The following is a 26,759-nucleotide window of genomic DNA, read 5'->3' on the forward strand; positions in this document are numbered from 1 at the left end:
GCACCGAGCCGCGGCTCAGGGCGGCAGAGTGGTCCAGAGCGGAGCGGTTCGGGGCAGCAGGACCGTGCGGGGCAGGACCGTGCGGGGACCTCGTCGGGGGCGCACGCGGGGCGGGTCCGGCGGGGACGGCGGTGGCTGGGTGTGGTGGCGATCGTCGTCGTGCTGGTCGTCGGTGGGGTCATCCTGCTCGCGGGACGGGACAAGAACGACTCGAACGTCGCCGACCTGCCGGCCACCGTCGCCCTGGAGGCGATCACCACGCAGGACACCGACCTGGGCCTGGCCCGACGACTCGCCCTCGCCGCCTACCGGGCCGCACCCACGTCCTCGCGGACCCGTGAGGCGATGATCGCCGTGTTCGGTGACGTCGTCCCGGAGACGTTCGACTCCGGGTCGGCCGACGTGCACTCGGTCGCCGTCAGCCAGGACGGCACCCTCGTCGCTGTCGGTGGCGCTGACGGTGTCATCACCCTGTGGAAGGTCACCGACCGGACCCGGCTGCAGCGCCTCGACCTGGCGAGGACCTCCGGATGGGTCGATTCCCTCGCCTTCAACCGCGACGGCAGACTGCTCGCCTCCGGCAGCGCCGACGGCTCCGTCCGGGTGTGGGACGTGCACGATCCCACCGACCTGCGCCAGCTGTCGATCACCCACCGGCACACTGACACGGTGCGCGCGGTCGCCTTCACTCCGGACAACAACACGCTCGCCTCCAGCGGTGCCGACGAGACGCTGGCCCTGTGGGACATCACCGACCCGGCGCACCCCACCATCCGTTCGCATATCCGCACTGTCACCGGTGGCGTGTTCGGCATCGCGTTCGCGCCGAAGGGCGGCATCCTCGCCCTCGCCGGGGAGGACGCGACCATCGGCCTGTGGAACATCACCGACGCCGCGAATCCCGTGCGCATCCAGGTGCTGCGTGGTCACGCCCACGCCGTGCAGGCCCTGGCCTACACCGCGGACGGCGCGACTCTCGTCTCCGGGGGCGTCGATGCCACCGTTCGGCTGTGGAACGTCGCCGACCCCAACCAGCCCGTCTCGCTGGGCACGATCCCGGGCCAGCTCGGCGGCGTCACGACGGTCGCAAGCTCCGGCACCGTCATCGCCTCCGGCGGCGACGCCCAGGTCGTCCGGCTGGCCGGCATCACCGACCCCACCGACCCCGCTCCGCTTATCAGCTGGCACGGCCCCACCCGATCGGTGACCACCGTTCGCTTCCTGGGGGACACCGGCGTGGTCCTGGCCGCGGCCCACGACGGCACCCTGCGCCTGTGGGACGCCGACCCCGCCCACCTTGCCACCGCCGCCTGCAAGGACGCCGCCAACCGCATCACCGCCGCCGAATGGTCCACCGCGTTCGGCTCGATGCCCTACCACCCGCCCTGCTCGTAGTTGTTGCCATTCCCATCGGACGTCGTGACCTGGGTGTTGCAGACTGGGCCCCGTGGGTGACGACGGATGTGTGGATGATGTCCCAAGCGGTGCCAGCGACGAGATCGGCCCCTCGGTACTTCAGGTGGAGGACTTCGGTCCGGCCCACGTGCCGGGACGTTTTGAGCTCGGCACCGACGGTCCCGGCACGATCATCGCCGGGGTGGACGGTTCCCGGACCTCGCTGCGCGCGGCGGCCTACGCCGCGGGACTCGCTCGCCGTCAGGCGTCCCGTCTCGTCGTCGTGTACGTCGTCGCCCCGCCGACGTGGGCCGCGATCTCGGCGGTGCCCGCTGGCGACGCCCTGCAGGAGGCCACGAACGAGGTTGTCGCCGAGGTGCGCTCCCTCATCGTGAACCGCTACGCCGAACTCCAGATTTCCATCCGCCTTCTGGTGCGTGCCGGCGACCCACTGGACGGCATCCGCCGCACCGCCACCGAGGCCCAGGCCGACATGGTCGTGGTCGGTGCCTCCGAAAGCGCCGGTCACCGGCTCGTCGGCTCGCTGGCCGGACGCCTCGTCCGCACCGGAAAATGGCCCGTCCTCGTCGTCCCCTGACCGATGGCTCCGATGTCTCCGGGCAGCGGCGCGGTTGAGTGACGGGTCGAGCGATCAGTGGCGATGCCTGATCTTCGTCATGGCGCCGGAGCGCTGACCGGTGGGGGCGGGGCCGTCGACGGGTGGCTGGGCGGCGACGCGGCGGACGGTCTTGCGAAGCTGAATCATGCGGCCGACGCCGGGGATGGCGACGAGCAGCGCGCCGGCGACGGCGGCGAACAGCATCGCCACGGCGAGCGGCATCGAACCGCTTGCGCCGAGGAAGGACACCTTCACACTGTCCAGATTCTGCAGAATAAAGATCAGCAGAATGATCAGGACCAGCGAGAACAGCACCAGAGTCGTCCACACCCGGCTGGTCCGGGTGGAGTGAAGGTCCGGTCGTGTGGCCGGAGGATAGCCAGGACCTGAACCCGGCCCGGCCGAGCCGGGTCCGACGGGGCCGGGACCGACGTTGCCGGGGCCGGGGCCAGGGCCGACGTTGCCGGGGCCAGGGCCGGCGGGGCCGGGGTGCACCGGGTCCGAACCGGTGAGGCCGGGATAGGCGGTGGCAGCGGGCGGTGCGCCGGTCGGCGGAAAGCCCGGCTGCGGGCGGGTGCTCGTGGGGGGCCCGGCCGTCTGGCCTGGGCTGGGAGTCGGTCGCGCAGCGCCGCCCTTGGGCGGCAGGTCGCGGGGCGGCGTCGTCATGCCCGGCGTATACCCCGCCGGCTTGACAGTATCCCGGCTTTGTGAAATTCCAGCCACGCCGCTTGCTGGCCCTCGTCCGCCCGTGGTGGTCCCTCACTGTTCGCCGGTCGGTGGCGGGGTGTGGCGGTGGCGGGGGTGGTGTTGCTGCCGGGCTTGGAGTCACCCTCCGCACCGTGGTCGCTCAGCCCGGCTGACGCCGTGGCCAGCGACCACACATCACCCCCGACCGCAGCAGCCCCTGATCCACGGAAAACGGCCTACGGCGCCGTGGTCAGGCCGGGGGTGACCTGCCCGGAACCGGGGAGGGTACCGGCGGTGCTCCCGGGGGCGGGGCTCGCGCCGTTCGAGCCGAACAGACCGCCGTCGGTGGACGGGGTCGGGGTGAGGTCGGCCGGGGTCGGCGTTGTGGTGGGTGTCGGCGTCGCGGACGGGTCCGGAGTGGGTGTGACGACAGGCGTGGGGGAAACGGTCGCCCGCGGGGTGGAGCGGGGGACGGTGGTCGTGGTGACCGTCGTCCCGTCCTCGTCCACCGTCGTGGTGCGGACCAGCCGGTTGGTCTGCGCCACGTGGGTCGGTATCGGCCGGACCACGAGATACGCGGCAACCGTGACGAAGAAGAAGATGATCAGTGCGGCGGTGGAGCGCCGCATGTGGATCGACTGGGCGAAGCGGATCACCCGCTCGCCGGTGGACGATGTCACCTGGCAACCTCACGAGGCGGTGGGAGCGGCCGTGTCGAGGTCCGCGGGGACGGTGATGCCCTCCCGTTTGAGCGCGGTGCTGATCCGGGCCCGCAGGGTGCGTCCGACCTCGAACTGACGGCCGGGCTGGGTGCGGGCGACGACGCGGATGCGGTATTCGTCGAGGTCGAGGCTCTCCACGCCCATCACCGACGGGGCGTCGAGCAGCAGGTCGTGCAGCACCTCGTCGGCATATGCCTCGATGCCGACCCGGTTGAGCAGGTCACTGACGGTCGTGACGTCCGCCGTCGCGGGAATCGGCACGTCGATCACGGCGCGGGCCCAGTCCCGGGACAGGTTGATCACCTGGACGATCTGCCCGTTCGGCGTGGTGACGACCTCCCCGCTGGACGTCCGCAGCCGGGTGATCCGCAGTGTCACCTCCTCGACGGTGCCCAGCGATCCGGCCCCGGGGCCGCCGGAGACGTACAGCCGGACCAGATCGCCGAAGCCGTACTGCCGCTCGGCGATCAGGAAGAACCCGGCGAGCATGTCCTGCACGATCCGCTGCGCGCCCAGGCCCAGCGCCACACCCACGATCGTGGCCGGCGCGACGAACCCGGTCACCGGCACGCCGAAGCGTTGCAGGACGAGCACCGCCGTCAGACAGTAGACGAGCACGAGGGCCACCCACGTGATCACCTGGGCGACGGCATGGCGATGTTTGGCCGCCTCGGTGCGCACTCCCCGGTCCTGCCCGGAGCGGACATCGATCCGGCTGGTGACCCGATCACCGACGAAGGTGGCCAGCCGGGTCAGCAGGATCGCCCCGATCAGCAGCATGACGACCTCGAGGCCGCTGCCCCGGGCCCAGTGGGTGATGTCGCTCAGCGGCGCCGTCGCGGTGACCGTCGCCGACGCCTGCGCCGCTCCGGCGGCCACGACACTCACGTCGGCAGGTGGGATCGAACTCCGCTCACTCACCCGAACCTACCCGCTGCCCGCACCCCGGGTACCCGACGGAGGTGCCCCGTCCCACTGCGAACCGGCGACCAGCGCGTCGTCACCGAAGCCGGCGGCAGTCGACAATGCCGCCCGCGGCGGCGACCATGAGTGTGCGGACGGTAGGAGGTGGACGCGCATGCGGCCAGGTCGGTGGACGTCATCTCGGTGGACGAGCAGGTCCCGAGTCCAGGCACGGCCAGCTGGGCCTGCTGCCCCGCCCGGTGGCGAGGCCGGTCCCGGTGGGGCGGTCGGCCCCTACGACCTGGCCGATGCCCCGAGCGACGGGTGGTCGCGGGTCGATCTGGGTTCGCTCGTCGTCCCGTCACCCCCGGGGGCGACGGTCGGCGTCTCCGGGCGGCGCACCGCCCGCGGCGAGCGGGAGGCCGTTGCGGTGGTCGGGCTCGGGCAGGCCGAACTCGTCCTCGCCGCGTTCGCCGCACCTCGATCCCATCCGCTGTGGGGCGCCCTGCGTGCGCAGCTGCGCACCTGTCCACGGGCCATCCTTGCCGCCGCCGGCCTACCGGCCACACCCCCGTTCGGTCCGGTCCAGGAGACGATCGGCCCCTGCGGCCCCGAACTGCGCCTCATCACCGGAACCGCCGGTGAGCCCCGCCTCGTTCGGGTCTTCGGTTTCGACGGGCCGCGCTGGTTGCTGCGCGCCGTCCTCACCGTCCCGCTCGAGACCGTCCCGCTCGAAGCCGTCCCGCTCGAACCCTCCCCGGACGGGGAGCGCATCGTCGCCGAGGTGCTCCGCGGGGTGATCGTGCTGCGGGGCGGCCGGGCTGTTCCCAGCGGTGGGGCCCTTGCGCTGGTCCCCGCGGAGTCACCTGGTGGGAAGGATCATGCCCACGTGGCCGCACCTGCGCGCGAGGGCCAGGCGGACGTGCTGCACGACGCGGTCGAGCTTGATGATCGGCTGGGCCGGATTCGGCCGAACGGCGCGATCGTCGGGGTGGCCCGGGAGAGCACCTCGCGGGATGTCGCCGAGCGCGGCCCCTACCTCAACCGCGATCTGTTCACCTGGTCCTGAGTCTCCTCCCGGCCTCCTCGCCCGACGTCCGACCTGCGGCAGACGCCGCCGCCACGGCGTGGTGCGGCCGACCGGCCCGTGGTCGGCGGGTTGTTCCGCCTGTGGACTCGGGTCCCCCGGGGAGCGCGACGAGGCGGTTACGGCAGCGATGCTGACAGGGTCGGTTCCGATCGTGTTGGGAGGCAGCGAATGCTCCGTCACAGCTCGACGCCCGCGCATGTCGTGGTGCGCGACCTCTGTGCCGATTTCGTGACGGAAGACGGGGCCCGAGCGGCCGTCGCGGGTACCCTCCGTTATGACCCGGCGGACCCGTTCGCGGTCGAGCTCATCCTGCGCCCCGGCCGGGAGTCGATCACGTGGATCTTCGCTCGTTCCCTGCTGGCGGACGGCACCCAGTCCCGCGCGGGCACCGGTGACGTGCGGATTCGTCCGAACCGCTCGCACGGACGCGCGGTGGTGACCGTCTCCCTGTCCAGCCCCTCCGGGCGCGCCGACCTGGAGCTGCCGCGTTCGGTGGTTGCCCGCTTCCTCTCCGAGATCGAGGCGCAGGTGCCCACCGGACGCGAAAGCGACTCCGTCGACTGGGACGCCGAACTGCGCACCCTGTGGCGCACTCCCAATCCCTGATCACGCCGCCCGTACTGCTTCGACGTCAGCGGTCGTCTTTGTCGGTGCGGTCGGTGCGGTCGGTGCGGTCGGTGCGGTCGGATGTGGGGGGCCAGGGGGGAATCGGCGGGGGGCGGTCGATGCCAGCGTCGTGCATGATGGTTTCGATGGTCAGGGGAGCGACGTAGGTGCGGTGCAGGGTGGCTGCCGGTTCGCAGGCGTCCAGGTGGACGGGCCGGCCGTCACGGGTGACGAAGCGGCTGGCCACGGTGGGCTCAGGCTCCCCGCCGCTCGAGGATGCCGCGTAGCAGGGCGGCTTGGCCGACGTGCTGCAGGTCGTCCGCGATCACACTGATCAGGCGGACGCCGAGGGTGACCGGCGGCTCCCAGCGCCGGTCGACGACCCGGTCGAAGTCGGCCGCGGCGAGAGTGGCCAGATAGCTGACGGTCTGGTCGTGGACTGCCTCGTGGTAGGCGACGAGCAGGTCGGGGTCGTCGACCTGAACCGCATCGACCTGGGCGGACGTGTGCCCGTAGCCGATGGACGAGGTGTCCAGCCCCAGGGCGAACCGGTCGGCGAAACCCTGGGCCGTCCAGACCTGGTCGAGGCCGGCGACCTCGGCGACATGGTCGTCCTGCACCCGGGTGAGATGCCAGATCAGCCAGGCGATCGAGTTGGCTGAGCCGTCGACGCGGACGCCGAGGGTCAGACCGCTCAGCCCGGTGACGGCATCGCGGACCTCGTCGCGGATCCGCCCGAACGCGTCGGCCAGCAGATCGGAACCGTTCATCACGTGGACTCCCTCCCGTGATCATTACGGTACCGGTGGTACCGGTGCCGATCTTAGGTGTCGGCCGGGTGTCTGCGGGCTGATCAGACCCGCCGTTTGAAGGCGCGCACCGCCAGCGGCGCGAACACCGCGACCAGGACCACGCCCCACACCAGCACGTGCCAGGTGGGGGTCAGCACCGGGCCGCCGACGAACAGCCCGCGGGTCGCGTCCGCCAGCGCCGTCACCGGGTTGACCTTGACGAAGGCCTGCAGCCAGCCGGGCATCGTGTTGGTCTGGACGAAGACGTTGCTGACGAACGTGAGTGGAAAGATCAGCGTGAAGCCGAAGACCATCACCTTCTCCGGCTCGGACACGAGCATCCCGACCAGCACCGCGATCCACGACGCGCACAGCGCGAACAGCGCCACCAGCCCGACCGCGGCCAGGGCCTGCAGGGGTCCGGTCTCGATGCGGAAGCCGAGGATGTAGCCGAGGCCGAGCAGGATGCCGATGGCCCACACCTGCTTGGCGAGGTCCGCGAGGATCCGTCCGGCCAGCGGCGCCGAACGGGCGATCGGCAGGGACCGCAGCCGGTCGAACACGCCCTTGGTGAGGTCGGTGTTCAGGCCGGTGCCGGTGTTCAACGTGGCGAACAGGGTGTTCTGGACGATCAGGCCGGGCAGCGCGAACGTCAGGTACTCGCTGGTCGACCCGGAGATCGCGCCGCCGAACACGTAGGTGAACAGCAGCAGGAACATCAGCGGTTGGACGCTGAAGTCGATCAGTTCCATCGGGTTGTGCTTGACCTGGACGAGGTTGCGCCAGGCCAGCGTGCGCACATGGCGCAGTGTCTCCAGCGGGCTGACCCGGGCCGGGCCGGGATCGGGCCACACCGCGCGGCGAGTGGACGGCTCGGGCAGGACGGCGGTCACCGTGGACATGGCGGTCAGCTCCTGGTCGCCGCGGGAATCCGCGCGGCGGGGTCGTCATCGTCGTCTGAGGTGGAACGGGTGCCGGCGGGGGAGTCGGCTGCGGCCGGAGAACCGTCATCGCCGGTGCCGGTGCCGGTGCCGCCGCCCGCCGGCTCGGCGGGGTGACCGGTGAGGGCGAGGAAGACCTCGTCCAGGCTGGAACTACGCAGGGTGATCTCACCGACGGTGACGCCGGCATCGTCGAGCCGGCGCACCACCGCGGGCAGCGTCGCCGGATCGGTCACCCGGGCGCTGACCAGAGTGCCGGCGACCTCGGGGCTCGTGTCGAGGACGGCGGCGACAGCGGACACGACCAGCGGCAGATCGGCCTCGGCCGCCGGGCGCACCGCAAGAGTCTGCGCCCCGGTCTGCCGCTTGAGCTCCTCCGGTGAACCCTGGGCGATGATCCGACCGTGGTCGACGACGGCGATGTCATCGGCGAGCTGGTCGGCCTCCTCCAGATACTGGGTGGTCAGCAGCACTGTGACCCCGTGCACGCCGACGAGGTCGCGGACCACCTCCCACATCTCGTTGCGGCTGCGTGGGTCCAGCCCGGTGGTCGGCTCGTCGAGGAACAGCAGGCGGGGCCGCCCGACCAGGCTCGCGGCGAGGTCGAGGCGCCGGCGCATCCCGCCGGAGTAGGTCTTCGCCGACCGGTCGGCGGAGTCGGACAGCCGGAACTCGGCGAGCAGCTCGCGGGCCCGCTGTTTCGCCTGCGGACGGGACAGCCCGAGCAGTCGGCCGATCATCAGCAGGTTCTCGGTACCGGTGAGCATCTCGTCGACCGACGCGTACTGCCCGGTCAGCCCGACCAGACGGCGCACCCGGTGGCCGTCGTGGCGGACGTCGTAACCGCCCACGAACGCGGTGCCGGCATCCGGGCGGACCAGGGTGGCGAGCACCCGTACCGCCGTCGTCTTGCCGGCACCGTTCGGCCCCAGCAGCCCGAAGACGGTGCCGGCCGGCACCTCCAGGTCCACTCCGGCCAGCGCCGTGGTCTCGCCATACCGCTTGACCAGGCCTTCGGTGACGATCGCGGGGATCGTCTGTTCGTCTCGAACCGTCATGCCCGCCAGCATGCCCGCCAGCACCGACAGTTTGACGACTCACCGCGGTCTCCCGGCTGTCAGCGGCGACAACCCGCTGGCAACCCGCTGACCACCGGCCGGCAGATCGCTGGCGCTGCCAGCGGGTGTCCGGGCCGGTCGGTCAGGTCAGCGGCGGCGGCGATCGGGGTCGAGTGCCGGGCTGCGGTCGAAGTGGTTGACGCCGCTGATGTCGGTGCCCGGCGGTACGACCTTGTCGATCGCGTCCAGGGTCGCCGGGTCCAGGACGACGTCGGCGGCGCCGAGGAGATCCTCGAGCTGCGTCATCGTCTTCGGCCCGATGATCGCGGATGTGATGGCCGGGTGGGCGTCGACGAACGCCAGCGCCAGGTGGGTCAGCGACAGACCGGCCTGCTCGGCGATCGTGATCAGCGACTCCACCGCGTCGTACCGGGCGGGTGTGCTGGGATCGGCGTCGAGGTCGGCGTTCGGTCGGATCCGGGAGAACGGGCCGTCCTTGCCGTAACGCGAGCCGTTCGGGGTGTCCTGACCGCGGCGGTACTTGCCGGTCAGCCAGCCGCCGGCCAGCGGGCTCCACGGGATGACGCCCAGGTCGTGGCGCTGCGCCGCCGGCAGCACCGCCTCCTCGATCCTGCGGGCGAAGATGGAGTACTGCGGCTGTTCGCAGACGAACCGCTCGCTGCTCCGGCGGCGCGCCGCCCACTGCGCCTCGACGATCCAGTCCGCGGGGAACGTCGAGGAGCCCAGGTAGCGCACCTTGCCCGCCCGCACCAGATCGGTCAGGGCTCCCAGGGTGTCCTCGAGGTCGACGTCCCAGTCGAGGCGATGGATCTGGTAGAGATCGATGTGATCGGTGTCGAGGCGGCGCAGGCTGTCCTCGACGGCCCGGATGATCCAGCGCCGCGAGCCGCCACGGTGGTTGCGCTCGTCGCCCATCGGGTTGAAGAACTTCGTGGCGAGCACGACGTCGTCCCGGCGGCCCTGCAGGGCCCGCCCGACGATCTCCTCGCTGACGCCCTGTGAGTAGACGTCGGCGGTGTCGATGAAGTTGATCCCGGCGTCAAGCGCCCGGTGGATGATGCGGACGGCTTCGTCCTGGTCGTTGTTGCCGATCGGGCCGAACATCATCGCGCCCAGGCACTGGGTACTGACCTCGACTCCGGTCCGGGCCAGCTTGCGGTACCGCATGGGGATGCTGCCTCCTGCGCTGTCGTCTGCTGTCGTCGCTCTGTGCTGTCGTCGATCACGGTTGCCGCTCGAGGTCATCGGTGAATCGAGGACGTCAGCGACATCGCGGCTGGCGTCCACGTCACGGGAGGTGCCCTGTCGACCGTAGCGACTTCGCCCCATGGGCAGTAGCCTTACGGCGCGTAGCAGTGTTGGCGCGCAGGGGAGGTCCAGGGTGCAGCGCACGCTGTTCGACGCCGACCATGAGCTGTTCCGTGCGTCGGTGCGGGCCTTCGTCGAGCGGACGATCGAGCCCGGCCTGCCGACGTACATGGCCGAGCGGCTGATCGACCGGGCGGCCTGGCGGGAGGCCGGCGAGGCAGGTTTTCTCGGTGTCGGCATTCCCGAGGAGCTCGGCGGCAGCGGCGTCGGCGACTACCGGTTCAACGCCGTCTGGCTGGAGGAACTGGCGAAGGCCAGCCTCGGCGTCGCCACCTCGTTCAGCCTGCACACCGACATCGTCGCGCCGTACCTGGTCGAGCTCACCACGCCGCAGCAGCGCACCCGCTGGCTGCCCGGGTTCTGCGCCGGGGACATCGTCACCGCGATCGGGATGACCGAACCGTCCGGCGGGTCGGACCTGGCCGCGCTGCGCACCACCGCCGTCCGGGACGGCGACGACTGGATCATCAACGGGTCGAAGACGTTCATCACCAACGGTTCCTCGGCGGAGCTCGTCATCGTCGCCGCCCGCACCAACCCGGACGCCAAGGCCGCCCGCGGCATCACCCTGTTCGCCGTCGAGGAGGGCATGCCCGGCTTCACCCGCGGTCGCAAGCTCGACAAGGTCGGCCAGCACGAGGCGGACACCGCCGAGCTGTTCTTCACCGACCTGCGGGTCGGCGCGGACGCGGTGCTCGGCGAGGTCGACCGCGGCTTCGTGGCGATGATGGAACGCCTGCCGCAGGAGCGGATCAGCTGCGCGATCACCAACCTCGCCCACGCCGACGCGATCCTCGCCGAGACCATCACCTACGCCCGCGAGCGCCGGGCGTTCGGCGCGCCGATCGGCAGCTTCCAGCACAACAAGTTCCTGTTCGCCGAACTCGTCACCCAGCTCGACGTCGCCCAGGCGTTCATCGACGCCTGCGTGCTCGCGCACAGCGCCGGCGAGCTGTCCGCGGTGGATGCGGCCAAGGCGAAATGGTGGTCGTCGCAGGTGCAGAACGACGTGCTCGACGCCTGCGTCCAGCTGCACGGCGGCTACGGCTACATGACCGAGTACCGCGCGGCCCGCGCCTGGATGGACGGCCGGGTCACCCGCATCTGGGCCGGCTCGAACGAGATCATGAAGGAGATCATCGGCCGCGATCTCGGCTTCTGAGTACTCCGGTCGGCCCGACCGGCGGATTCCAGCCGCGTCGCGCGGGTGGCGGCTCGTTCCGGCCGGTTCCCCCGTCCTCCGATTGGTTCTCCCCAGCTCTCGCCGGCATTCCTGGGTCGATGCGCGAGGATGCTATAGTTCCCGGGAAATCCGTTGTTCTTCCGCGTTTCGGACACGGATCGGGGGGCCCGTGTTCCATCAGTGCCGAACTTCGCCGTGGCCGTTGGCATGCCGCTGGCGGAGCTTCGACGGATCAGTGAGCCGGCCGGCTCCGGCCAGGCCCGGAGCGCGGGTCGAGGCGTTTTCTGGTGCTGGCGCCAGCGCGAGGCTGGCATGAGGGGCGGGTACGGGCTCGGCCCCTACGATCCGCGGTGGATCGGGCCGTACCGCGTCGACGGCCTGCTCGGCCAGGGCGGTATGGGCCGCGTCTATCTCGGACGTGATCCGGTGGACCGGCCGGTCGCCATCAAGGTGATCAAAGACGACCTCGCCGGAAACGCGGAGTACCTGCGGCGTTTCCGCGAGGAGGCAGCCAACGCGCGGCGCATCGCCCGCCAGCACACCGCCCAGGTGCTCGACTTCAACGTCGACCGCGGTTCGCCCTATCTGGTGACCGAGTACGTCGAAGGTCCGACGCTACGTGACCGGATTCGCCACGGCCGGCCGATCGTCGGCTCCGAACTCGACCAGCTCGCCTTCGTGCTGGCCACTGCGCTGCAGGCGATGCACCAGGTCGGGCTGATCCACCGCGATCTCAAACCGGAGAACGTCATCCTGTCGTCGATGGGCCCACGCGTCATCGACTTCGGGGTGGCCCGGGTCTCGGACGGCCCGCATGAACCGGACCGGAACTCGACCTTCGTCGGCACCCTCGGGTACATCGCCCCCGAGATCCTGGCGAGCAGACCCGCGACGGCGAAGGTCGACATCTTCGCCTGGGGGGCGACGGTCGCCTTCGCCGGTACCGGTCGGCCGACGTTCGGCGACGGAAACATCGAACAGCGCCGGTACCGCACCCTTGGGCAGGCTCCGGACCTCAGCGGACTCGAACTGCCGCTGCGGGACGTGGTCGATCGTGCCCTGCACAAGTCGCCGGCGATGCGTCCGTCCGCAGCCGATCTGGTCCGGGTGCTCAACGGTGGCGCGGCGCTGGGCGCCGGGACGGACGAGCTGTCGGCCGGCCTCGACGGTGAACTGCCACCGCGCCCGGAACGTGAGCTCACCCTGGAGCAGGAAATTCTTCGCAGAATGGGGATGTAGGTGCACGGAGCAGCGCCGTCGATCGTCGCCGCCGTTGATTTCGGCACCTTTGGCTCCGGCTATGCCTGGGCGTTGAAGAATCCGGCCGGCACCTACATCCCGAGCCATGACATCAACTGCAACGACCAGTGGAAGGGTGCGGATTCCGGATATCCCAAGAATCGCAGCGCGATTCTGCTGGGCGACCAGGGCGAGACCCTGGCCTGGGGCTACGAGGCGCTCAACCGTTACACCGACGGGGGCGAGCAGGCGGGCGGCTTCGCCGTCGACTTCAAGATGCGGCTTGCCTCCGGCGACGGTCCGGGCGCGGGGCCGGGCACAGCTCCGCAGGCGGGGTCGGGCAGTGGTCCGGGTGGTCGGCCCGGGAGTGGTCCGGGGAGTACCCCGAGCCAGGCCGAGGGCGGTCGCAACGAGACCGGCCGGTCGACCGAGCATCTCATTGCGGCCTATCTGCGCGAGCTCCACACCGTCGCCCGTCAGCACATTCTGCGGGCCGGGTACGGTGATCTGCCGATTTCCTGGTACCTCAGCGTGCCTGCCATCTGGAGTGACTTCGACCGGCAGGTCATGCGCCGGGCCGCGATGGCGGCCGGTCTCCCCGCCGACCCGTACCGGTTGTCGATCGTTCTTGAACCGGAGGCGGCCGCGCTGTACTGCATGGCCAGCGAGGCCCGCGCCGGCGGTTTCGGCCCGGCCGGCCCGGTCGGTGTGCCCGGTCCGGCCCAGGTCGCCGGGCTGGGCACACCGCGGCACCGGCCGGGCTCCCGGTTCGTCATCGTCGACTGCGGTGGCGGCACCACCGACCTCGTCCCACTGACGATGCGTTCCGACGGCACCTTCGACCAGATCGGCGTGGCCACCGGGGACACGTCCGGGGCGAACCGGGTCACCCGGCAGTTCACCGTGTCCGTGCTGGCCGAGCGGCTGGGCCGCCCGACACTGCTGCACCTGGTGAAGGCGGAACCGAAGGCCGTCAACGAGCTGATGCGGGCCTGGGAGAAGGCCCGCGACGTCTTCGACCCCGCGCAGCGCACCCCCCTGCGGATCGAGCTGTCCATGCGGCTGTGGAAGGCGCTTCCCGGGTCGGCCCGCGCACAGCTCGCCGCCACGCAGAACGGTGAGAACGAGGCGATCCTGCTGTCCGCGGCCCAAACCCGGGCCCTGCTCGACACGTCGGTCGACCCGATCTGCGCCCTGGTGGACGAGCAGCTGCACCGGATCGCCGAGCAGGCCAGCACGCGCGGGCCGGGCGATCCGGACGAGCCGACCGCGGTCTGTCTCGTCGGGGGATTCGCCAACTCGCGGTACCTGCAGCAGCGGCTCGCCACGGTGGTCGAGGGACGGGCCCGGCTGTTCGTGCCACCGCGACCGGAGAACGCCGTCCTGTTCGGCGCGGTGCAGTACGGCAACAACCCGGCGCGGATCCGTTCCCGCACAGCCGCGCGGACCTACGGCTACGGTCTGCTGGACGCGTTCGATCCCGCCCTTGATCCTCCCGAGCGGTTGTACCTCAACGCGGAGAAGAAGGCCCTGTGCAAGGGGCGGTTCCGCGTCCTGGTCCGACGTGGAGAGATCATTCCGGTCGGGAGTGAGAAAACCTCACGGGTCTATCCCCGCGAGGGGAACCAGACCCGGATGAAGCTGTCGTTCTTCTCCTCGGACGAGGACGATCCGCGCTACGTCGACGATGGCCGGGTGAGCGAGGTCGGCTTCGTGACCATCTTCCTGCCCGACGTCGGGAACCGGCGGTACACCGCCCGGGAACGCGCCATCGATGTCAGGACGATCTTCGGTGAGACGGTGATCCGGGTGCAGGCGGTCGATCTCGCCACCGGTTACCAGACCGATGCGGAGATCGAGTTCACCGCATGACGGCGTCGGTGTTGCGGCAGCGGGCGGTGACGTCGGCGGGAAGGAGATGCGGTGCGGGCCGCGGTGGCGGAAAGGAGCAGCGGATCATCGTGAGGATCTTCCGGGCCGCGGACTCTCTTCCGGCCGCGGATCCGGTGGTGGATCCGGCGGCTGGTCCGGCGGTGGCTGATCCGCGCCTCGAGGCGGTGCTGGGCGACGTGGCGCCCGGCACGGTGGATGGTGCGGCCGTTCCTGCCTCGGTCGGCGCGGACATCGTCCGCCTGCAGGCGTACTTCGAGGCGATCCGGGACGATCTGGGCGCCCGCCTGCTGGCCGCCGAGGCGCAGATCCGGGACCTGCGCGTTCGGGTGGCCGAGCTGGAACGCTTCCGGGGCCCGGCCGATGCCGCCGCCGCGACGATCGGGGCCTCGACGGCGCGCCATGACGAGTACCGCGCGATCGCGTCCCGGGTGGAGGGCCTGCTCGACCAGCAGATCACCTACCTGGCGACCCGCGGTGGACGGGCGACCCCGGACGCGGCCCGGCTGGCCCGCCGCCTCGCTGACGTGCTGTTCACCGGCCCGGCGCCGGACGTCGAAACCGTCCGTGACGGGCTGCGGCAGCTTGTCGCGGACGCTGTGGTGGATCCGACCATGCCGGCTGGTGGCGGTGTTGTCGATGCCGGTGCCGTCGAGACGGAAACCGCCGCGGCCGTCGCGGCTGTCACGGCCGGTGCGGAGATCGGCCGGCTGCGTGACGCCGCCGTGCAGGGCGGACTCCCGCATCAGTGGACCTTTGAGGCCGCTCTCGGCGGACCGCTCGACGAGAGCCGGCAGCGGACCTTCGGCCTGTGCGACCCGGATCATCGTGTCGATCTGGTCGTCTTCCCCGCACTCGTGGTGGACGGCGTCATCATGATGCGCCAACGCGTCCATACCGCAGCCCGGGTCACGCCCGTTCGGACCGGGTGACGCAGGCGCGAGGGTGCGTTCTCACCCAGCAGCCCGCGTCTGGTCCCCTGCCTGGCGGCTGGCGGCTGGCGCAGCGGCTAGTAGCGGACGGTGCTGGCCAGCAGCGGTGGGTAGACGGTGGACGGTTCACCGTGGTGCCGGCGAAGATCGGCACAACCGTGCCCGTGGTGGCGCTGCGGCGGTACTTGCCAGAGAGAAAGCTGCACGCGCCGGCAGCGGGCCGAGACACGTCCTGCGTGGCAGCGTCGACATCGACGGCGGACTCGCCCAGGTCAGCCGAGCGATCCGCTGGATCCGCGAGCACTACGCCGAACCGTTGCGGATCGCCGACCTCGCCCAGCTCGCCGGCCTGAGCCCGTCCGCCTTCCACCGCCGCTTCCGCGAGATCACCGCGCTCAGCCCGTTGCAGTTCCAGAAGCGCATTCGGCTGTAGCAGGCCCGCACTCTGCTGGTCGCCGGCCCGGCAGACATCGCCGGCGTCGGCCACCTCGTCGGCTACGACAACCCCACCCAGGTCAACCGCGAATACCGCCGCCTGTCCGGCGCCCCACCCGGCCGCGACGCCACCCGCCTGCGCGCCGACCCCGAGACCCAGCTCCTCGACCCGGCTCGTCACCTGCCGTGAGATGCGGCCGCGTCGTAGGCGGTACGGGCGGCGGCGATGTCGCCTCGGTGCCGCTCGGCCCAGCCGGTCAGGGACAGCAGCGAGGTCAGCAGCTCCCTCGCCATGTCCGTGAGCCGATAATCGACCTTCGGCGGGACGGTGGCGTAGACCGTGCGGGTCAGCAGACCATCCCGTTCGAGGTTGCGCAGGGTGAGCGTCAGCATCCGTCGGCTGATGCCGTCGATCGCCCGCTCGAGCTCGGTGAAGCGCGCCGGCCCGTCGGCCACCGCGACGATGATCAGGATGCTCCACTTGCCCGCGACCCGGTCGAGCACCTCGGTCAGCGGGCAGGCACGCGTGCTGAGGTCGCTGGCGGGCTGGCCACGGGTGTGCTGGTCGCTGACGTACCGATCGGGCAGGTGGGACACCGCGGAGCTCCCCTCGACGAGCTCTACGATGCCATCCGGGGGCCCCGTCGGGTCAGACCTCGGCAGGTCCCACCCCGAGCTCGGCGCCGGTGGCCCCCAGACGCGCTGGCTCCCGCTCTGGTTCGTGCGCCGACATCGATTCCGGTTCCGCTGCCGGCGGGGGTTCCGTCGCAGGTCGAAGGGTGATGGCGGCCAGCGCCAGCGCGGCGAGGGCGAAGGCGGCCGCGAGCAGAAAGGCGACGTGATAACCGCCGAGCAGGGCGGCCCTCGGGGACGAGCCGGACCCGGCAAGCGCGGTCGTCCGGGTGCCGACGGCAGCGTTCAGGACGGTCAGGCCGATCGCTCCGCCGATCTGCTGGCTGGTGTTGAACAGCCCGGACGCAATGCCGGCATCGGCCGGTGCCACCGCCGACATGCCCAGCCCCATGGCGGCCGGGAGCGCCATGCCGGCACCGCAACCCAGCAGAAGGGACGCGGGCAGAAAGTCAACGAGGTAGCTTCCGTCGGCGCGAGAGAACGACAGCCCGACGAATCCCAGCACGATCAGGGCGAGCCCGCCGACCAGCATCGTGCGTGGACCGACCGACAGAACCAGCCGGGCGGCGAGACCCAGCGACACCGCCGCAATCGTCAGCGCGATCGGCACGAACGCCAGTCCCGCCTCGAGCGGGTTGTAGCCGAGCACGCGCTGCAGGTACAGGGTGCCGAAATAGAGCAGGCCGAACAGGCCGGCGATCAGCAGGAACTGCACGGCGTTGGCGGCTGACACCTGACGGGACCGAAAGATTCCCAGTGGCAGCAGCGGCTGCACCGCGGTGGCCTCGCGCAAGACGAAGGCGACCAGCAGAACAATCGACAGCGGGCCGAGTACCACGGTCCCAGTGGAACCCCATCCGACCTGTTCCGCATGGACGATCGTGTACACGAGCAGCATCAGCCCGGAGGTGACCAGCAGTGCGCCCGCGATGTCGACACCCCTGGCAAGACCGGGCCCGGTGTCGCGTTCGACGGTGCGCAAAGCACAGATCACGACGAGGGCGCCGATCGGGACGTTGATGAAGAAGATCCAGCTCCAGCTGGTCAGATCGGTCAGCACACCGCCGGCCAGCGTGCCCACCGTGCCGCCGCCGGCCGACGCGAAACTGTAGGCGGCGATGCCCTGCGCCTGCTCGCGTGGCCCGGCGGACATCGCCGCGATCATCCCCAGCACGCAGGCGGACGCCACCGCACCGCCGACTCCCTGCGCAAAGCGGAACACGATCAGGGTGGCCTCGGAGGTGGCGAATCCGCACAACAGCGAGGCGGCGCTGAACAGCGTCACCCCGGTGGCAAAGACCGACCTTCGGCCGATCAGATCACCGAGCCGGCCCGCGAACAGCAACAGCCCACCGAACGGGACGACGTAGGAGTTGACCACCCAGACCAGGCTCGCGGACGAGAAGTGCAGGCTGCGCTGCACGGCGGGCAGCGCCACGTTCACGATGTTCTGATCGATAACGATCATCATCTGGCCCGCGCACAGCACCGCGAGAGGCAGCCAGCGCGGCATCGACCTGGTCATGAACGAAAACTCCTCGAGGGCGACCGTAGTTACCCGCGACCAGAGATCATCGCGATTGGTTCTCATGATGGCCGACCGCTCGAACCGGCGAAAGAAGGCACATGTATGTGCCACGGTTACACCGATGTGACCATGGCCAAGCAGCCTGATCTTCGTCGGCGAGATGCGCCACCCGATGGGCGATGACGCTCGGCACGATCGTTCGTCAGCAGCTCCGCCGCCAGGTCAGTGCCCCTGTGGTGGCTTCAGTGCCCCTGCGGTGGAGAAGGTCCGAGCTCGCCCGCACCCGGCTGATGGTCGATGGCCATGAGCAGATCAGTCATGGATGACGATGGATTGTTGCTGGGAAAAACTGCGTTGTCTCGCTTGTGCTGGGCGTCGAGAGCGCGGGCGTTGGCGATGGCCGTCGCCCGTAACGGCATGTACTTCGCGGCATCGATCCCTTTTCCGGCCCGGCCGTCCAGGCGTTTGCTGTGGCGCTCGACATCGTCGGTGCTCGCGAAGCGGGTGTATCTTTCGAAGTGGAGGATCAACCACAGTTCGAAACAGGGGTTGGAGATGGCGACTCTGATCTTCGGGCGCTGGCGTGCTAGGTTGACCGCCTGCTTCAGGTACGGGTGGTTGTTCGGCCACTCCACATCGAAGACGCACCGGCACTCGTCGATCTCCTGGTCCTGGCTGCGCTCGATCGCCCGCTGGACCAGTTTCAGCGGGACTCCACGCTCGGGGTCGATCTCGATGCTCACTGCCGAATTGGCGGCCACATGAGGTAGCTTTTTTATACCGTTGATGTAGTCGGGTTCGGAGAGCTTGCCCTCGCAGAAGATGACAAAGGTCTTCTTCTCGGGCCGCACCTGTGTTTTTCGTTTGAGGGGGCTGGAGCCCACTCTTCTCGGGGCCACCGAGGCTATCCAATGCGCCGAAGCGAACGGAGGAGATCGGTCTGGTTGACGTCCGGCACGGCGCCGAATCTGCCGTGCAGGTAGGCGCGCTCGAGGTTCTGGGACGTGCGAACCCGCTCGCCGGCGAACTCGGCAAGCGCGCCCAGCCGGGTCGCTCCCGCCCTGGTCTTCTCGGTGAACCAGACCTCGTCCCGGTTGAGGTGGTTGAGGAGGCTGGTGTTGTGGGCCGCGAAGATGAGCTGGGCGCCCCTCGGGTTCGTGGCGCGCTCGTGGAAGAGCCTGATCAGTTGTGCTGTCAGGGTCGGGTGCAGGCTTGCGTCCAGTTCGTCGAAGAGGAGGGTCGTGCCGGCCTGAAGCGCGACCAGTACGGGCCCGATCAGATCGAACCAGATCTGGGTGCCCTGGCTCTCGGCGATGAAGTCGAGCGGGATCTGCTCTTCCTCGGCCTCGTGGACGAGGCGGACCCCGCGCATTAGCCGCACGGAGCCGGGGTCACCCGCTCTTGGCACCTCGTCCTCGTCGATGAGAACGTCGACTATGCCCATGTCCGCCATTCTAAGCAGAGCCAGCGCCAGATCTCGATCAGGGGTCGGCAGGTCTGTCTCGTCGAAGAGCGCGGGCTGTGTGGCGGTGGCCTGGTTGTCAAACCAGCGAATCGAGGATCGGGCTGCCGGCAGGTACCGGCCGCTGGTCCGTCCGAGCCGGGATCGCCGGGGCATGCCGAATGTCTGCGCCCGCGTCAGGGTTCGGACAAAGTCGGACACGAGAGGCTCTTTGAAACGAGCTGCCACGGAGAGCGCGAGCGTTGCCTCGGTGAGCAGCTCGCGAGTGCCCGACAGACCACCCAGGCCACGCTGCAACTTGAGTTCGGAACCTTCACGTTCGAAGATTCTGCGACGCTTCTTTTCGGGGTAGTGAAAAAGTCCTTCGTAGTAGACCATGGTCCGGTCAAGCTGCAGTACGTACTCGAATCTGACGCCACCGACGAGCAGGTCGACAGTGAACTCCGAGGGTGTGTCCGGGCCGTTTCCAAAGGCGTGGGATTCGATGGGTATATCGCGGTCCCACAGTCTGAGCGAGTGCTGGACCGCGTCACGAAGCCAGGTGAAGGCGGCGATGACGTTGGATTTTCCGGACGCGTTCGGCCCGAATATTGCGGCCACGGTCAGCAGACTCTCGCCGAGTAGCTCGGCGGGGCGCACCTCGTCGCGATCCTGGTCTACCGCGATCATGGACAGCTCGGCTGTACTGAGGATCGATCGGAAGTTCGTCACCTGAAAGCGGATCAGCATCAGCTATCCCAACGTCGTCGATCGACGCTACCAGTCGCTCCTTCTCGTCGGATCTTGACGAATCTCCTGGCCAGCGTGCGGTCAGGTCGTCATCCTAGACGACAGTGCTTCCCGAAGTTGGTTGTCTGCTGTGGTCGCTACCACCGTGGGCCCAAGTGCCAACGGTCAATATCGGTCTGCTTCGTCGGCGCTGACTCCGATCGAGGCTCCCCGCCCCGCTGTCAACCGATTCGGACATCTTTGTGTTAGCTGACCGTTACCCGGAGTCCGGCTCGGAGGTGTGCTCTCGAGGGGGGTGCTCACGTGCTAGCGATTGCCCCCATTGGGTGAGACCCGGTGGTGGCATCCAGCTGCCTGTCGAAGGCTCGTCGCCTCGACTCGTGGCACCGCTTGCCCATATCGGTTATATCGCCGCAACGGGTTGATGCTCCGTGGGCAGAACGGTTGTGGAGGCGGCGTGCGCGGTTCACGCCGCGGTCGACTGTGGTGCGGATGGTGGAGTGCTGGAGGTGAGGATGTGGGGGATTGATACGTTAAGGTCGTATTTGCCCTATTTAGACGGTCTGGTGCGCATGGTCGGCGTGCTGGGATGCGGCAGTGTGACTCCCGCACCCTCGGCCGGGTGCGCAGGTGAGCCGGCGGGGCGGCCCTGACGGTCCTGGCGGCGTTCGGGGGCGGACAGGGTGCTGTAGACGAAGGCGGCGGCGCCGAGCAGGGCGGCGGCGGCCGGGATGGTGGAGGCGCCGGAGAGGTCGACGGTCAGGCCGCCCAGCGCCGCGCCGACGGCGGCACCGGCATAGATGGCGGAGCCGTTGAGGCCGAGGGCGACGGCGGAGACGTCCGGGGCGACGACGAACAGCCGGTGCTGCTGTGGGGTGATGGACAGCCCCTGGAAGGCGCCGACGGCAAACATCGTGACCATCGCCGCGCCATACCAGGCCTGTGTGCCGATCAGCACGGTGAACGCGCAGGTCATCCCGCCGGCGCCGAGCAGCAGGACGGGCAGCGCGCCGCGGCTGTCGACCAGTCGCCCCACCACCCGGTTGCCGATCAGGCTGCCAGCGCCGAACGCCAGCAGGACCAGCACCAGGCTGGTGTCGGTGCTGTCCATGTCCAGGACGACGGGCAGGTAGGTGATGAGCATGATCGGCGCGGCGACCAGGACGACCGTCGTGAGTAGCACCAGCAGCACGGGCGTGCGCGTCAGCACACCGAGGCGGGTCCGCATCGACGTCTGCGGCACGTGGGCCGCCGGCAGCCGCAGTACGCACAGCGCCGTCAGTGCCGCGAGCCCCGTGATGATCCACAGCACCGTCCGCCAGCCGAACCACTGCCCGATCAGCACTCCGAACGGAACCCCGAGCACCGTCGACAGGGACGTCCCCGCCGTCACCGCGGCCAGCGCCCGCCCGCGTCGTTCCGCGCCGGCGAGCACCCCGGCCATGATGTACGCGTTTGACTGGAACGCCGCCGCCCCGACCGCGGCGAACGCCCGCCCGGTGGCCATCACGGCGTAGGACGGCGCGAGCGCCTGGGCGACCATCCCGAGCAGGAACAACACGAGCCCGCCGCCGAGCAGCACCCGCCGGTCGTAACGTCCGGTGAGCGTTGCGACGACGGGGGACGCGACCGCATAGGTGATCGAGAAGATCGTCGTGAGCTGCCCCGCCGTGGACACCCCGACGGACAGGTCCCTCGAGATCGACGGCAGCAGCCCGCTGAGCACGAACCCGTCCACCCCGAGCGTGAACGTTCCCGCGGCCAGCACCCCCAGCTGCCATCCCCGCAGCCCACCGGCCGGAGCGCCACCGCTCGCCGGAGCGACCGCCAGGGTTGCCGCGGTCCCGGGTTCGCGGCTGGCGGTCGTGGTGGCCGCCGTGGTGGCCGACGGCGCAGGTGCGCCGCCGCCCCCCGACGCGGTCGTCTCGTCGCCGACGGTGTCGTTCGATGCTTGTCGAATCGTCACAGTGTGAGGGTAGAGTTCACTTCGATGGATGTCAAAGTGTTGGAATCGTCGGGTGGCCCTTCGTAATCGCAGGGGCAGGGGAGGGGGTCGGGGATGGCACGTCAGCTCCCGCAGCCAGGCCGTGACTCGATCAATCTGGTCACGGTGCTGGCCGCCCTCGCTGATCCGGTCCGCCTCACGCTGATGCGTTCGATCTATGCCCACGGCGACCCGATCGACTGTGCCACCATCGCCGCCGGCATCGAGGTGACCCCGCCGACGATCTCCCATCACTACCGCGTCCTGCGCGAGGCCGGCCTCACCACGACGACGGTGGACGGCCGCCGCCGCATCGTCACCATCCGTTACGAAGACCTCGATGTCCGCTTCCCAGGACTGCTTGCCGCGATCCTGACCCCCGAGCTCATCCCACCCACTGCCGGAGCAGGGAAGGACCCCGCGCCACCGGTGCGGCAGGGGCAGATCTCGGTGCACTGATCTGTCGGATCCGGCCGCCGACCCTGTTCGCGAAAGATAACGACGTCACTACCATGCGTCCACCTGGCGGCCCTTTCGCCGAAAAATCACCGGGGGGCGTAGGTGCTGGGCAAAAAGCGCCGAAGATTCCGCATGTGAGAGCGTTCCAGCTGCTAGAGTCCGCATCTGCGTGCAGCGTAGGGGGGCTCTCTGCAGCTTTGTAACCCGAGCTGACGCCGAGTGCGCGTCGGTCCCGCGAGGGCACCCGGTGCGTTTGGCCGCGCGTTTCCCGTCGAGTGGGCCGCAACGGAGCTGCCACCTCACTCCCGCCAGTACTTCGGTGCTGCCGGATGCCTGTGTGCAGCCCGGACCGTCCCATCACGACCACTCGCGAAAACCAGACCGAGGGAGACCCGACCATGCCACGGTTGCCGCGCCCTGCCCGCTTTCCCAACAGGCCCACGGCCCTGCCCGCCGACCGTCCCACGTTCCGCGGCACTGTCCGCGCGGCTGGAGTGGCGGGCGCGACCACACTGCTGTGTGCTGCCGTGGTCGTGGCTGCTCCCAGCGCGGCGCACGCGAACTCGGTGAGCCTCACCGTCCGGACGCCCGGGGCAACCAGCGGCCCCAGCGCGACCTTCGCCGAGATCTCCACCCACGCGGACTGCGCCAGTGGGCTGATCGCCGGGGGCGGGGTCGACCAGGCGATCGGTACCGGAACAGCGTCGAACGGCAACCACGTCATGGGCTCCTCGCCGAGCTCGAACGGCAGCTCCGAGTACACCGGCTCCACTGGCGTCGTCGACACGGACGTCACCCACTGGCTCGGTATCGGCGGCACCGGTGGGGCGACCGACGCCGCGTTCTCCACCACGCCATACGCGACCTGCCTGACCAGCACACTGATCAACCACACGCAGGTCGTGATGAACAAGGTCGCCGGCCCGACGACGGCCTCGACGGTCGGCCTGGTCACCGCGGTCTGCCCGGCGAACACGGTGCTGCTCGGCGGCGGCGCGCGCAGCACGCCGGCGAGCATCGGCAGCATCAAGCCGATCGCCAGCTTCCCGACCTTCAACGATGCGGCCCACAGCTACGGCGCCAGGGCCGCGGCCGACGGTGCGACCAACCCGAACGCCTGGAGCGCGGTCGGCTGGAACGGCGGCGGTGGCAACGTCGGCAACACCACCTACGCCTACGCGATCTGCAGCGGTAGCGGCATCAACGTCAGCGGGGTCACGGTGAAGGTGCGCTTCGCCGAGGTGAGCGGCCCGACCTCGGCCACCACCGGGCAGACCGCCACCGTCGGCTGCGGCGGTTCGGACGGCAGGCTGATCAGCGGCGGCGCGGCGGTCAGCGGCGGCAGCGTGACCACGACCGACTTCACCGGCCCGGGCTCGGGCGGCACCCACCTCAACGGCAGCTTCCCGAGCGGCTCCACCGGCAGCCCGGTAGCCAACGGGACGACCACCGCCGCGTACTGGACCGCCTTCAGCCACACCGGCGGCGCAAGCTCGCCGAGCACCTACACCGATGCCTGGGTGCTGTGCGCCGACGACGGCGTCTGACCCCGGCAGCCACCGCGCGTCCGTAGGCCCACGCGTCCGTAGGCCCACGTCCAGGATTCCGTACGTCCCACCGCCCGAAAGAGTCGACTTGCATGCCCGCACGACACTCCCGGCGCGCCGCGCCGTCATCCCCCCAACCATCTCGGCCCGTCCAGCAGCCCTGCCCGCCGCCCCGGTCGGCTTCGTCACCGTCCAGCCGAGACGTCCGCCGGCGGACCAGAGCGGGACACCTTCTCGTGGTCGGCGCGGTCGGTGTGCTGGCCGCGGTCACGGGGGCGGCCGTCGTCAGTCCGGCGGCGGCGGCTGATCCGGCGCCGAGTTCGTCCCCCTGCGGGACGACCGGAGCGCTGACGACCTCGGCCGGGGCGCCGGCATGCGGCTACGGCCAGCCGGGGACGGACACCTTCACCGTGCCGGCCGGCGTGACCAGCGTGACCATCGACCTGTTCGGCGGTGAGGGGGGCAGCGCCGCCGGGTACGTCGCACCGAACCCGGTCAACGACGGTGCTCCCGGCGGGCTCGGTGGCCAGAGCCATGCCACCGTCGCCGTCCGGCCTGGGCAGGTTCTGCAGATCACGACCGGCGCCGCCGGAGTGCCGGGGACCTCCCGCCACGGCGAGTTCGCCCGCCTGGGTGGCACCGGGCACGGCGCCGGCGGCGGCGGCGCGCACGGTGGTGGCGGCGCCGGTGGTGGCGGCTCGGATGTCCGGATCGGCGCCATCGGTGCGGACGACCGGATCCTCGTGGCCGGTGGTGGTGGCGGGGCCGGCAACGGTGGGCCGCTGCTGCACGGCGGTGACGGCGGCGGGCTCGTCGGCCAGGACGGCGGCCAGGGCGGCGGTCCGGCCGGTTCGGGCCTCGCCGGTGGTGGTGCCAGCCAGAGCGCGCACGGCACCGGCAGCCCGAACTCGGCGAAGGGCGGCCCCGGCATCGCCGGCAGCGACATCGACCCGGCCAACAGCCAGCCCAACCCGGGCAGCGGCGGCCCCGGCGGCAACGGCGGTGGCGGCGGCAACGGTGGCGGTGGTGGCGGTGGCGGCTACCGGGGCGGCGGCGGCGGATCGGGCGGCGGCGACCCGGGTAACTTCTACGGCGCTGGTGGTGGCGGTGGCAGCGGCTATGCCGCGCCGTCCCTCACCGACGTGGCCCTGACCGGCGGCGTCAACCACGGCAACGGCCGGGCGGTCGTGGCGTTCCGCTGGGGGAGCGCGGTGACTGTTTCCGCGAGCCCGGCCACCCCGTTGTTCGGTCAGGCCGTCACCCTGACCGCAACCGTCACCACCGATCCGGCCGCGGGCACGCCCACCGGCACCGTCACCTTCCTCGACGGCGCCGCCGCCCTGGGCACCGCGATGCTCGACGGCGGACAGGCCACCCTTGCGGTCGGTGGTCTGCAGCCCGGGCCACATCCGGTCACCGTCACCTACAGCGGTGACGCGGCCCATGCGCCGAGCCAGAGCGCGGCCGCCACCACCGTCACGGTCGGCTTCAGCCAGCCCTGCCTGACCAGCGCGCGTAGCGGACCGTTGACGGTCGCCGCCGGCCAGTCGCTGTGCCTGGGCGCCGGGGGTCGCCAGAGTGGGCCGGTCACCGTGCGGGCCGGGGGTGCACTAGCCGTCACCGGTGCCACGATCTCCGGTCCGGTGAGTGCGGACGGGGCGTTGGCGATCACCGCCTGCGGGGCGACCATCTCCGGCCCGGTGTCGATCCACGCCACCAGCGGATACGTCCAGCTCGGCAACCCGTCCGCCTGCGCCGGCAACACGATCTCCGGGCCGTTGACGGTCGAGGCCAACCGCGGCGGCCTGACCGTCGCCGCCACCACGGTCACCGGACCGGTGCGGATCAACGACAACAGCGGCACCGGCCCGGTGCCCGGCAGCGACGTCCCGTCGTTCACCGGCAACCGGGTCAGCGGCCCGCTGAGCTGCACCGGCAACCAGCCGACCCTGCGCCAGTCGGGCAACACGGTGACCGGACCCCGCTCCGGTCAGTGCGCCTGACGGGGTACAGGGGAACATCGGCGGCCTTGGCCAGGCGTTGGCAGCGCCCGGCCAAGGCAGTCGGTCCTCCCGGGCCTCACTCGGCCTGATCTCGGACGACTCCGCCACCGCTCTCGAGCCTGTCGATGGAGATCGCCAATCTGCGTGCGTTCTCCAGGCTGCAAAGCAGGTAGACGGTCGCCTTGAGGGACTGGTAGTCGTCCAGGGACTCGATGACGACCGGCTCGTGGCCGGCGCGCGTGATGATGACTTCTTCGTGGTCGTCCGCAGCTGCGGCCCGACCGCCTACGAAATCGCACGAGAACGGTTCCGCGGAACCGTTGGAGCCCGGCCAGGATGCCGGAGATGCACCGGACGACGAAGGAGACGTGACCGAGACGCACTCGAAGGCCGGTCTGGTCGCCTGGTAGGCCTCGCGCGCACCCGGCCCGCCCATCCGGCGTTCCCGCAGCTCCGCCTAGGCAGTTTCTCGTGGATCTTGACTGCCGGGTAGGCTTCATGATCCATGGTTGGTCGGCATGAGATCACCGACAT

General features: G+C 70.3%; 24 protein-coding genes and 2 pseudogenes. 12 read left to right on the forward strand and 14 right to left on the reverse strand.

Annotation, left to right across the window (positions count from 1 at the left end; translation table 11 throughout):
* Positions 1 to 141: 141 nt before the first annotated feature.
* Positions 142 to 1,395 (forward strand): WD40 repeat domain-containing protein, encoded by a 1,254-nt coding sequence (locus tag ND747_RS03885; RefSeq protein ID WP_251731863.1) that lies wholly within the window; start codon positions 142 to 144, stop codon positions 1,393 to 1,395.
* Between the two features lie 124 nt (positions 1,396 to 1,519).
* A complete protein-coding gene (locus ND747_RS03890) occupies positions 1,520 to 1,993 on the forward strand; it encodes a universal stress protein (RefSeq protein ID WP_374216136.1) in 474 nt (157 codons plus the stop codon).
* A 54-nt stretch (positions 1,994 to 2,047) separates the two neighbouring features.
* On the opposite strand, the gene ND747_RS03895 is transcribed toward ND747_RS03890, so the two are convergent.
* The 3 genes from ND747_RS03895 to ND747_RS03905 all read right to left on the reverse strand — a co-directional run bounded on the left by ND747_RS03895 (position 2,048) and on the right by ND747_RS03905 (position 4,344).
* On the reverse strand, positions 2,048 to 2,680 hold the full coding sequence (locus ND747_RS03895) for a lipopolysaccharide assembly protein LapA domain-containing protein (protein ID WP_251731868.1): 633 nt from the start codon (positions 2,678 to 2,680) through the stop codon (positions 2,048 to 2,050).
* 257 nt (positions 2,681 to 2,937) lie between these two features.
* Positions 2,938 to 3,381, reverse strand: coding sequence for a hypothetical protein (locus ND747_RS03900; protein ID WP_251731895.1), 444 nt, complete (start codon positions 3,379 to 3,381; stop codon positions 2,938 to 2,940).
* Positions 3,382 to 3,390: 9 nt separating this feature from the next.
* Positions 3,391 to 4,344, reverse strand: coding sequence for a mechanosensitive ion channel family protein (locus tag ND747_RS03905; protein WP_251731870.1), 954 nt, complete (start codon positions 4,342 to 4,344; stop codon positions 3,391 to 3,393).
* Between the two features lie 157 nt (positions 4,345 to 4,501).
* Between ND747_RS03905 and ND747_RS03910 the strand changes: the two genes are divergently transcribed.
* Together ND747_RS03910 and ND747_RS03915 are read left to right on the forward strand one after the other, a co-directional pair.
* On the forward strand, positions 4,502 to 5,395 hold the full coding sequence (locus ND747_RS03910) for a DUF3710 domain-containing protein (RefSeq protein ID WP_251731871.1): 894 nt from the start codon (positions 4,502 to 4,504) through the stop codon (positions 5,393 to 5,395).
* Positions 5,396 to 5,644: 249 nt separating this feature from the next.
* The gene (locus ND747_RS03915) at positions 5,645 to 6,022 is read left to right on the forward strand and encodes an SsgA family sporulation/cell division regulator (protein WP_251731872.1); all 378 of its coding nucleotides are present in this window, start codon (positions 5,645 to 5,647) and stop codon (positions 6,020 to 6,022) included.
* Between the two features lie 25 nt (positions 6,023 to 6,047).
* On the opposite strand, the gene ND747_RS03920 is transcribed toward ND747_RS03915, so the two are convergent.
* From ND747_RS03920 to ND747_RS03940, 5 genes are all read right to left on the reverse strand, one after another.
* Complete coding sequence (locus ND747_RS03920; RefSeq protein WP_251731873.1) at positions 6,048 to 6,269, reverse strand: hypothetical protein; 222 nt, start codon at positions 6,267 to 6,269, stop codon at positions 6,048 to 6,050.
* Positions 6,270 to 6,276: 7 nt separating this feature from the next.
* Positions 6,277 to 6,792, reverse strand: coding sequence for a DUF664 domain-containing protein (locus ND747_RS03925; protein WP_251731874.1), 516 nt, complete (start codon positions 6,790 to 6,792; stop codon positions 6,277 to 6,279).
* An 83-nt stretch (positions 6,793 to 6,875) separates the two neighbouring features.
* Positions 6,876 to 7,715, reverse strand: a complete 840-nt coding sequence (locus ND747_RS03930) for an ABC transporter permease (protein WP_251731875.1) — start codon at positions 7,713 to 7,715, stop codon at positions 6,876 to 6,878.
* A gap of 5 nt (positions 7,716 to 7,720) precedes the next feature.
* Entirely contained in the window at positions 7,721 to 8,812 is a 1,092-nt protein-coding gene (locus ND747_RS03935) for an ATP-binding cassette domain-containing protein (protein ID WP_251731876.1), read from the reverse strand.
* A 147-nt stretch (positions 8,813 to 8,959) separates the two neighbouring features.
* Positions 8,960 to 10,000 carry an aldo/keto reductase gene (locus ND747_RS03940; RefSeq protein WP_251731877.1) on the reverse strand — a complete coding sequence of 347 codons (1,041 nt, stop codon included), beginning with the start codon at positions 9,998 to 10,000 and terminating at the stop codon, positions 8,960 to 8,962.
* Between the two features lie 214 nt (positions 10,001 to 10,214).
* Here ND747_RS03940 and ND747_RS03945 point away from each other — a divergent pair, with 214 nt between their 5' ends.
* The 5 genes and pseudogenes from ND747_RS03945 to ND747_RS30005 form a co-directional block, all read left to right on the forward strand.
* Positions 10,215 to 11,363, forward strand: a complete 1,149-nt coding sequence (locus ND747_RS03945; RefSeq protein WP_251731878.1) for an acyl-CoA dehydrogenase family protein — start codon at positions 10,215 to 10,217, stop codon at positions 11,361 to 11,363.
* A gap of 333 nt (positions 11,364 to 11,696) precedes the next feature.
* A complete protein-coding gene (locus ND747_RS03950; protein ID WP_251731879.1) occupies positions 11,697 to 12,623 on the forward strand; it encodes a serine/threonine-protein kinase in 927 nt (308 codons plus the stop codon).
* The gene (locus ND747_RS03955) at positions 12,624 to 14,495 is read left to right on the forward strand and encodes a hypothetical protein (protein ID WP_251731880.1); all 1,872 of its coding nucleotides are present in this window, start codon (positions 12,624 to 12,626) and stop codon (positions 14,493 to 14,495) included.
* Positions 14,492 to 15,445, forward strand: a complete 954-nt coding sequence (locus ND747_RS03960; RefSeq protein WP_251731881.1) for a hypothetical protein — start codon at positions 14,492 to 14,494, stop codon at positions 15,443 to 15,445. The genes ND747_RS03955 and ND747_RS03960 overlap by 4 nt, the downstream gene beginning before the upstream one ends.
* 262 nt (positions 15,446 to 15,707) lie before the next feature.
* Positions 15,708 to 16,070 (forward strand): annotated as a pseudogene (locus ND747_RS30005) (helix-turn-helix domain-containing protein); the annotation flags it as partial.
* On the opposite strand, the gene ND747_RS03970 reads toward ND747_RS30005, so the two are convergent.
* The 5 genes from ND747_RS03970 to ND747_RS03990 all read right to left on the reverse strand — a co-directional run bounded on the left by ND747_RS03970 (position 16,058) and on the right by ND747_RS03990 (position 22,198).
* A complete protein-coding gene (locus tag ND747_RS03970; RefSeq protein WP_374216137.1) occupies positions 16,058 to 16,393 on the reverse strand; it encodes a winged helix-turn-helix transcriptional regulator in 336 nt (111 codons plus the stop codon). The pseudogene ND747_RS30005 and the gene ND747_RS03970 sit on opposite strands and share 13 nt — an antisense overlap.
* Before the next feature lie 136 nt (positions 16,394 to 16,529).
* Complete coding sequence (locus ND747_RS03975; protein WP_251731885.1) at positions 16,530 to 18,038, reverse strand: MFS transporter; 1,509 nt, start codon at positions 18,036 to 18,038, stop codon at positions 16,530 to 16,532.
* Between the two features lie 245 nt (positions 18,039 to 18,283).
* Positions 18,284 to 18,892 carry an RloB family protein gene (locus ND747_RS03980; RefSeq protein WP_251731886.1) on the reverse strand — a complete coding sequence of 203 codons (609 nt, stop codon included), beginning with the start codon at positions 18,890 to 18,892 and terminating at the stop codon, positions 18,284 to 18,286.
* 53 nt (positions 18,893 to 18,945) lie between these two features.
* Complete coding sequence (locus tag ND747_RS03985; RefSeq protein WP_251731887.1) at positions 18,946 to 20,232, reverse strand: ATP/GTP-binding protein; 1,287 nt, start codon at positions 20,230 to 20,232, stop codon at positions 18,946 to 18,948.
* A 550-nt stretch (positions 20,233 to 20,782) separates the two neighbouring features.
* Positions 20,783 to 22,198: an MFS transporter gene (locus tag ND747_RS03990; RefSeq protein WP_251731889.1), complete on the reverse strand. Its 1,416-nt coding sequence runs from the start codon at positions 22,196 to 22,198 to the stop codon at positions 20,783 to 20,785.
* 93 nt (positions 22,199 to 22,291) lie between these two features.
* On the opposite strand from ND747_RS03990, the gene ND747_RS03995 reads away from it, so the two are divergent.
* The 3 genes from ND747_RS03995 (at position 22,292) to ND747_RS29170 (ending at position 26,225) form a co-directional block, all read left to right on the forward strand.
* Positions 22,292 to 22,675 (forward strand): helix-turn-helix transcriptional regulator, encoded by a 384-nt coding sequence (locus ND747_RS03995; RefSeq protein ID WP_251731890.1) that lies wholly within the window; start codon positions 22,292 to 22,294, stop codon positions 22,673 to 22,675.
* A 398-nt stretch (positions 22,676 to 23,073) separates the two neighbouring features.
* Positions 23,074 to 24,222 (forward strand): hypothetical protein, encoded by a 1,149-nt coding sequence (locus tag ND747_RS04000; RefSeq protein WP_251731891.1) that lies wholly within the window; start codon positions 23,074 to 23,076, stop codon positions 24,220 to 24,222.
* 236 nt (positions 24,223 to 24,458) lie between these two features.
* The gene (locus tag ND747_RS29170) at positions 24,459 to 26,225 is read left to right on the forward strand and encodes an Ig-like domain-containing protein (RefSeq protein WP_308204554.1); all 1,767 of its coding nucleotides are present in this window, start codon (positions 24,459 to 24,461) and stop codon (positions 26,223 to 26,225) included.
* A gap of 76 nt (positions 26,226 to 26,301) precedes the next feature.
* On the opposite strand, the pseudogene ND747_RS30010 reads toward ND747_RS29170, so the two are convergent.
* Positions 26,302 to 26,499 (reverse strand): annotated as a pseudogene (locus ND747_RS30010) (type II toxin-antitoxin system Phd/YefM family antitoxin); the annotation flags it as partial.
* Positions 26,500 to 26,759: the final 260 nt, after the last annotated feature.

Origin of the sequence: Frankia sp. R82 (genome assembly GCF_023716925.1) — a bacterium.
Taxonomy (GTDB): Bacteria; Actinomycetota; Actinomycetes; order Frankiales; family Frankiaceae; genus Frankia.

Bases quoted from the DNA above. Each gene is read 5' to 3' on its own strand.
- ND747_RS03950 (WP_251731879.1), top strand. From the start codon at position 11,697: ATGAGGGGCGGGTACGGGCTCGGCCCCTACGATCCGCGGTGGATCGGG.
- ND747_RS03995 (WP_251731890.1), top strand. From the start codon at position 22,292: ATGGCACGTCAGCTCCCGCAGCCAGGCCGTGACTCGATCAATCTGGTC.
- ND747_RS03975 (WP_251731885.1), bottom strand. From the start codon at position 18,038: ATGACCAGGTCGATGCCGCGCTGGCTGCCTCTCGCGGTGCTGTGCGCG.
- ND747_RS03925 (WP_251731874.1), bottom strand. From the start codon at position 6,792: ATGAACGGTTCCGATCTGCTGGCCGACGCGTTCGGGCGGATCCGCGAC.
- ND747_RS03895 (WP_251731868.1), bottom strand. From the start codon at position 2,680: ATGACGACGCCGCCCCGCGACCTGCCGCCCAAGGGCGGCGCTGCGCGA.
- ND747_RS03985 (WP_251731887.1), bottom strand. From the start codon at position 20,232: ATGCTGATCCGCTTTCAGGTGACGAACTTCCGATCGATCCTCAGTACA.
- ND747_RS03930 (WP_251731875.1), bottom strand. From the start codon at position 7,715: ATGTCCACGGTGACCGCCGTCCTGCCCGAGCCGTCCACTCGCCGCGCG.
- ND747_RS03960 (WP_251731881.1), top strand. From the start codon at position 14,492: ATGACGGCGTCGGTGTTGCGGCAGCGGGCGGTGACGTCGGCGGGAAGG.
- ND747_RS03935 (WP_251731876.1), bottom strand. From the start codon at position 8,812: ATGACGGTTCGAGACGAACAGACGATCCCCGCGATCGTCACCGAAGGC.
- ND747_RS03910 (WP_251731871.1), top strand. From the start codon at position 4,502: ATGCGGCCAGGTCGGTGGACGTCATCTCGGTGGACGAGCAGGTCCCGA.
- ND747_RS03940 (WP_251731877.1), bottom strand. From the start codon at position 10,000: ATGCGGTACCGCAAGCTGGCCCGGACCGGAGTCGAGGTCAGTACCCAG.
- ND747_RS04000 (WP_251731891.1), top strand. From the start codon at position 23,074: ATGCCACGGTTGCCGCGCCCTGCCCGCTTTCCCAACAGGCCCACGGCC.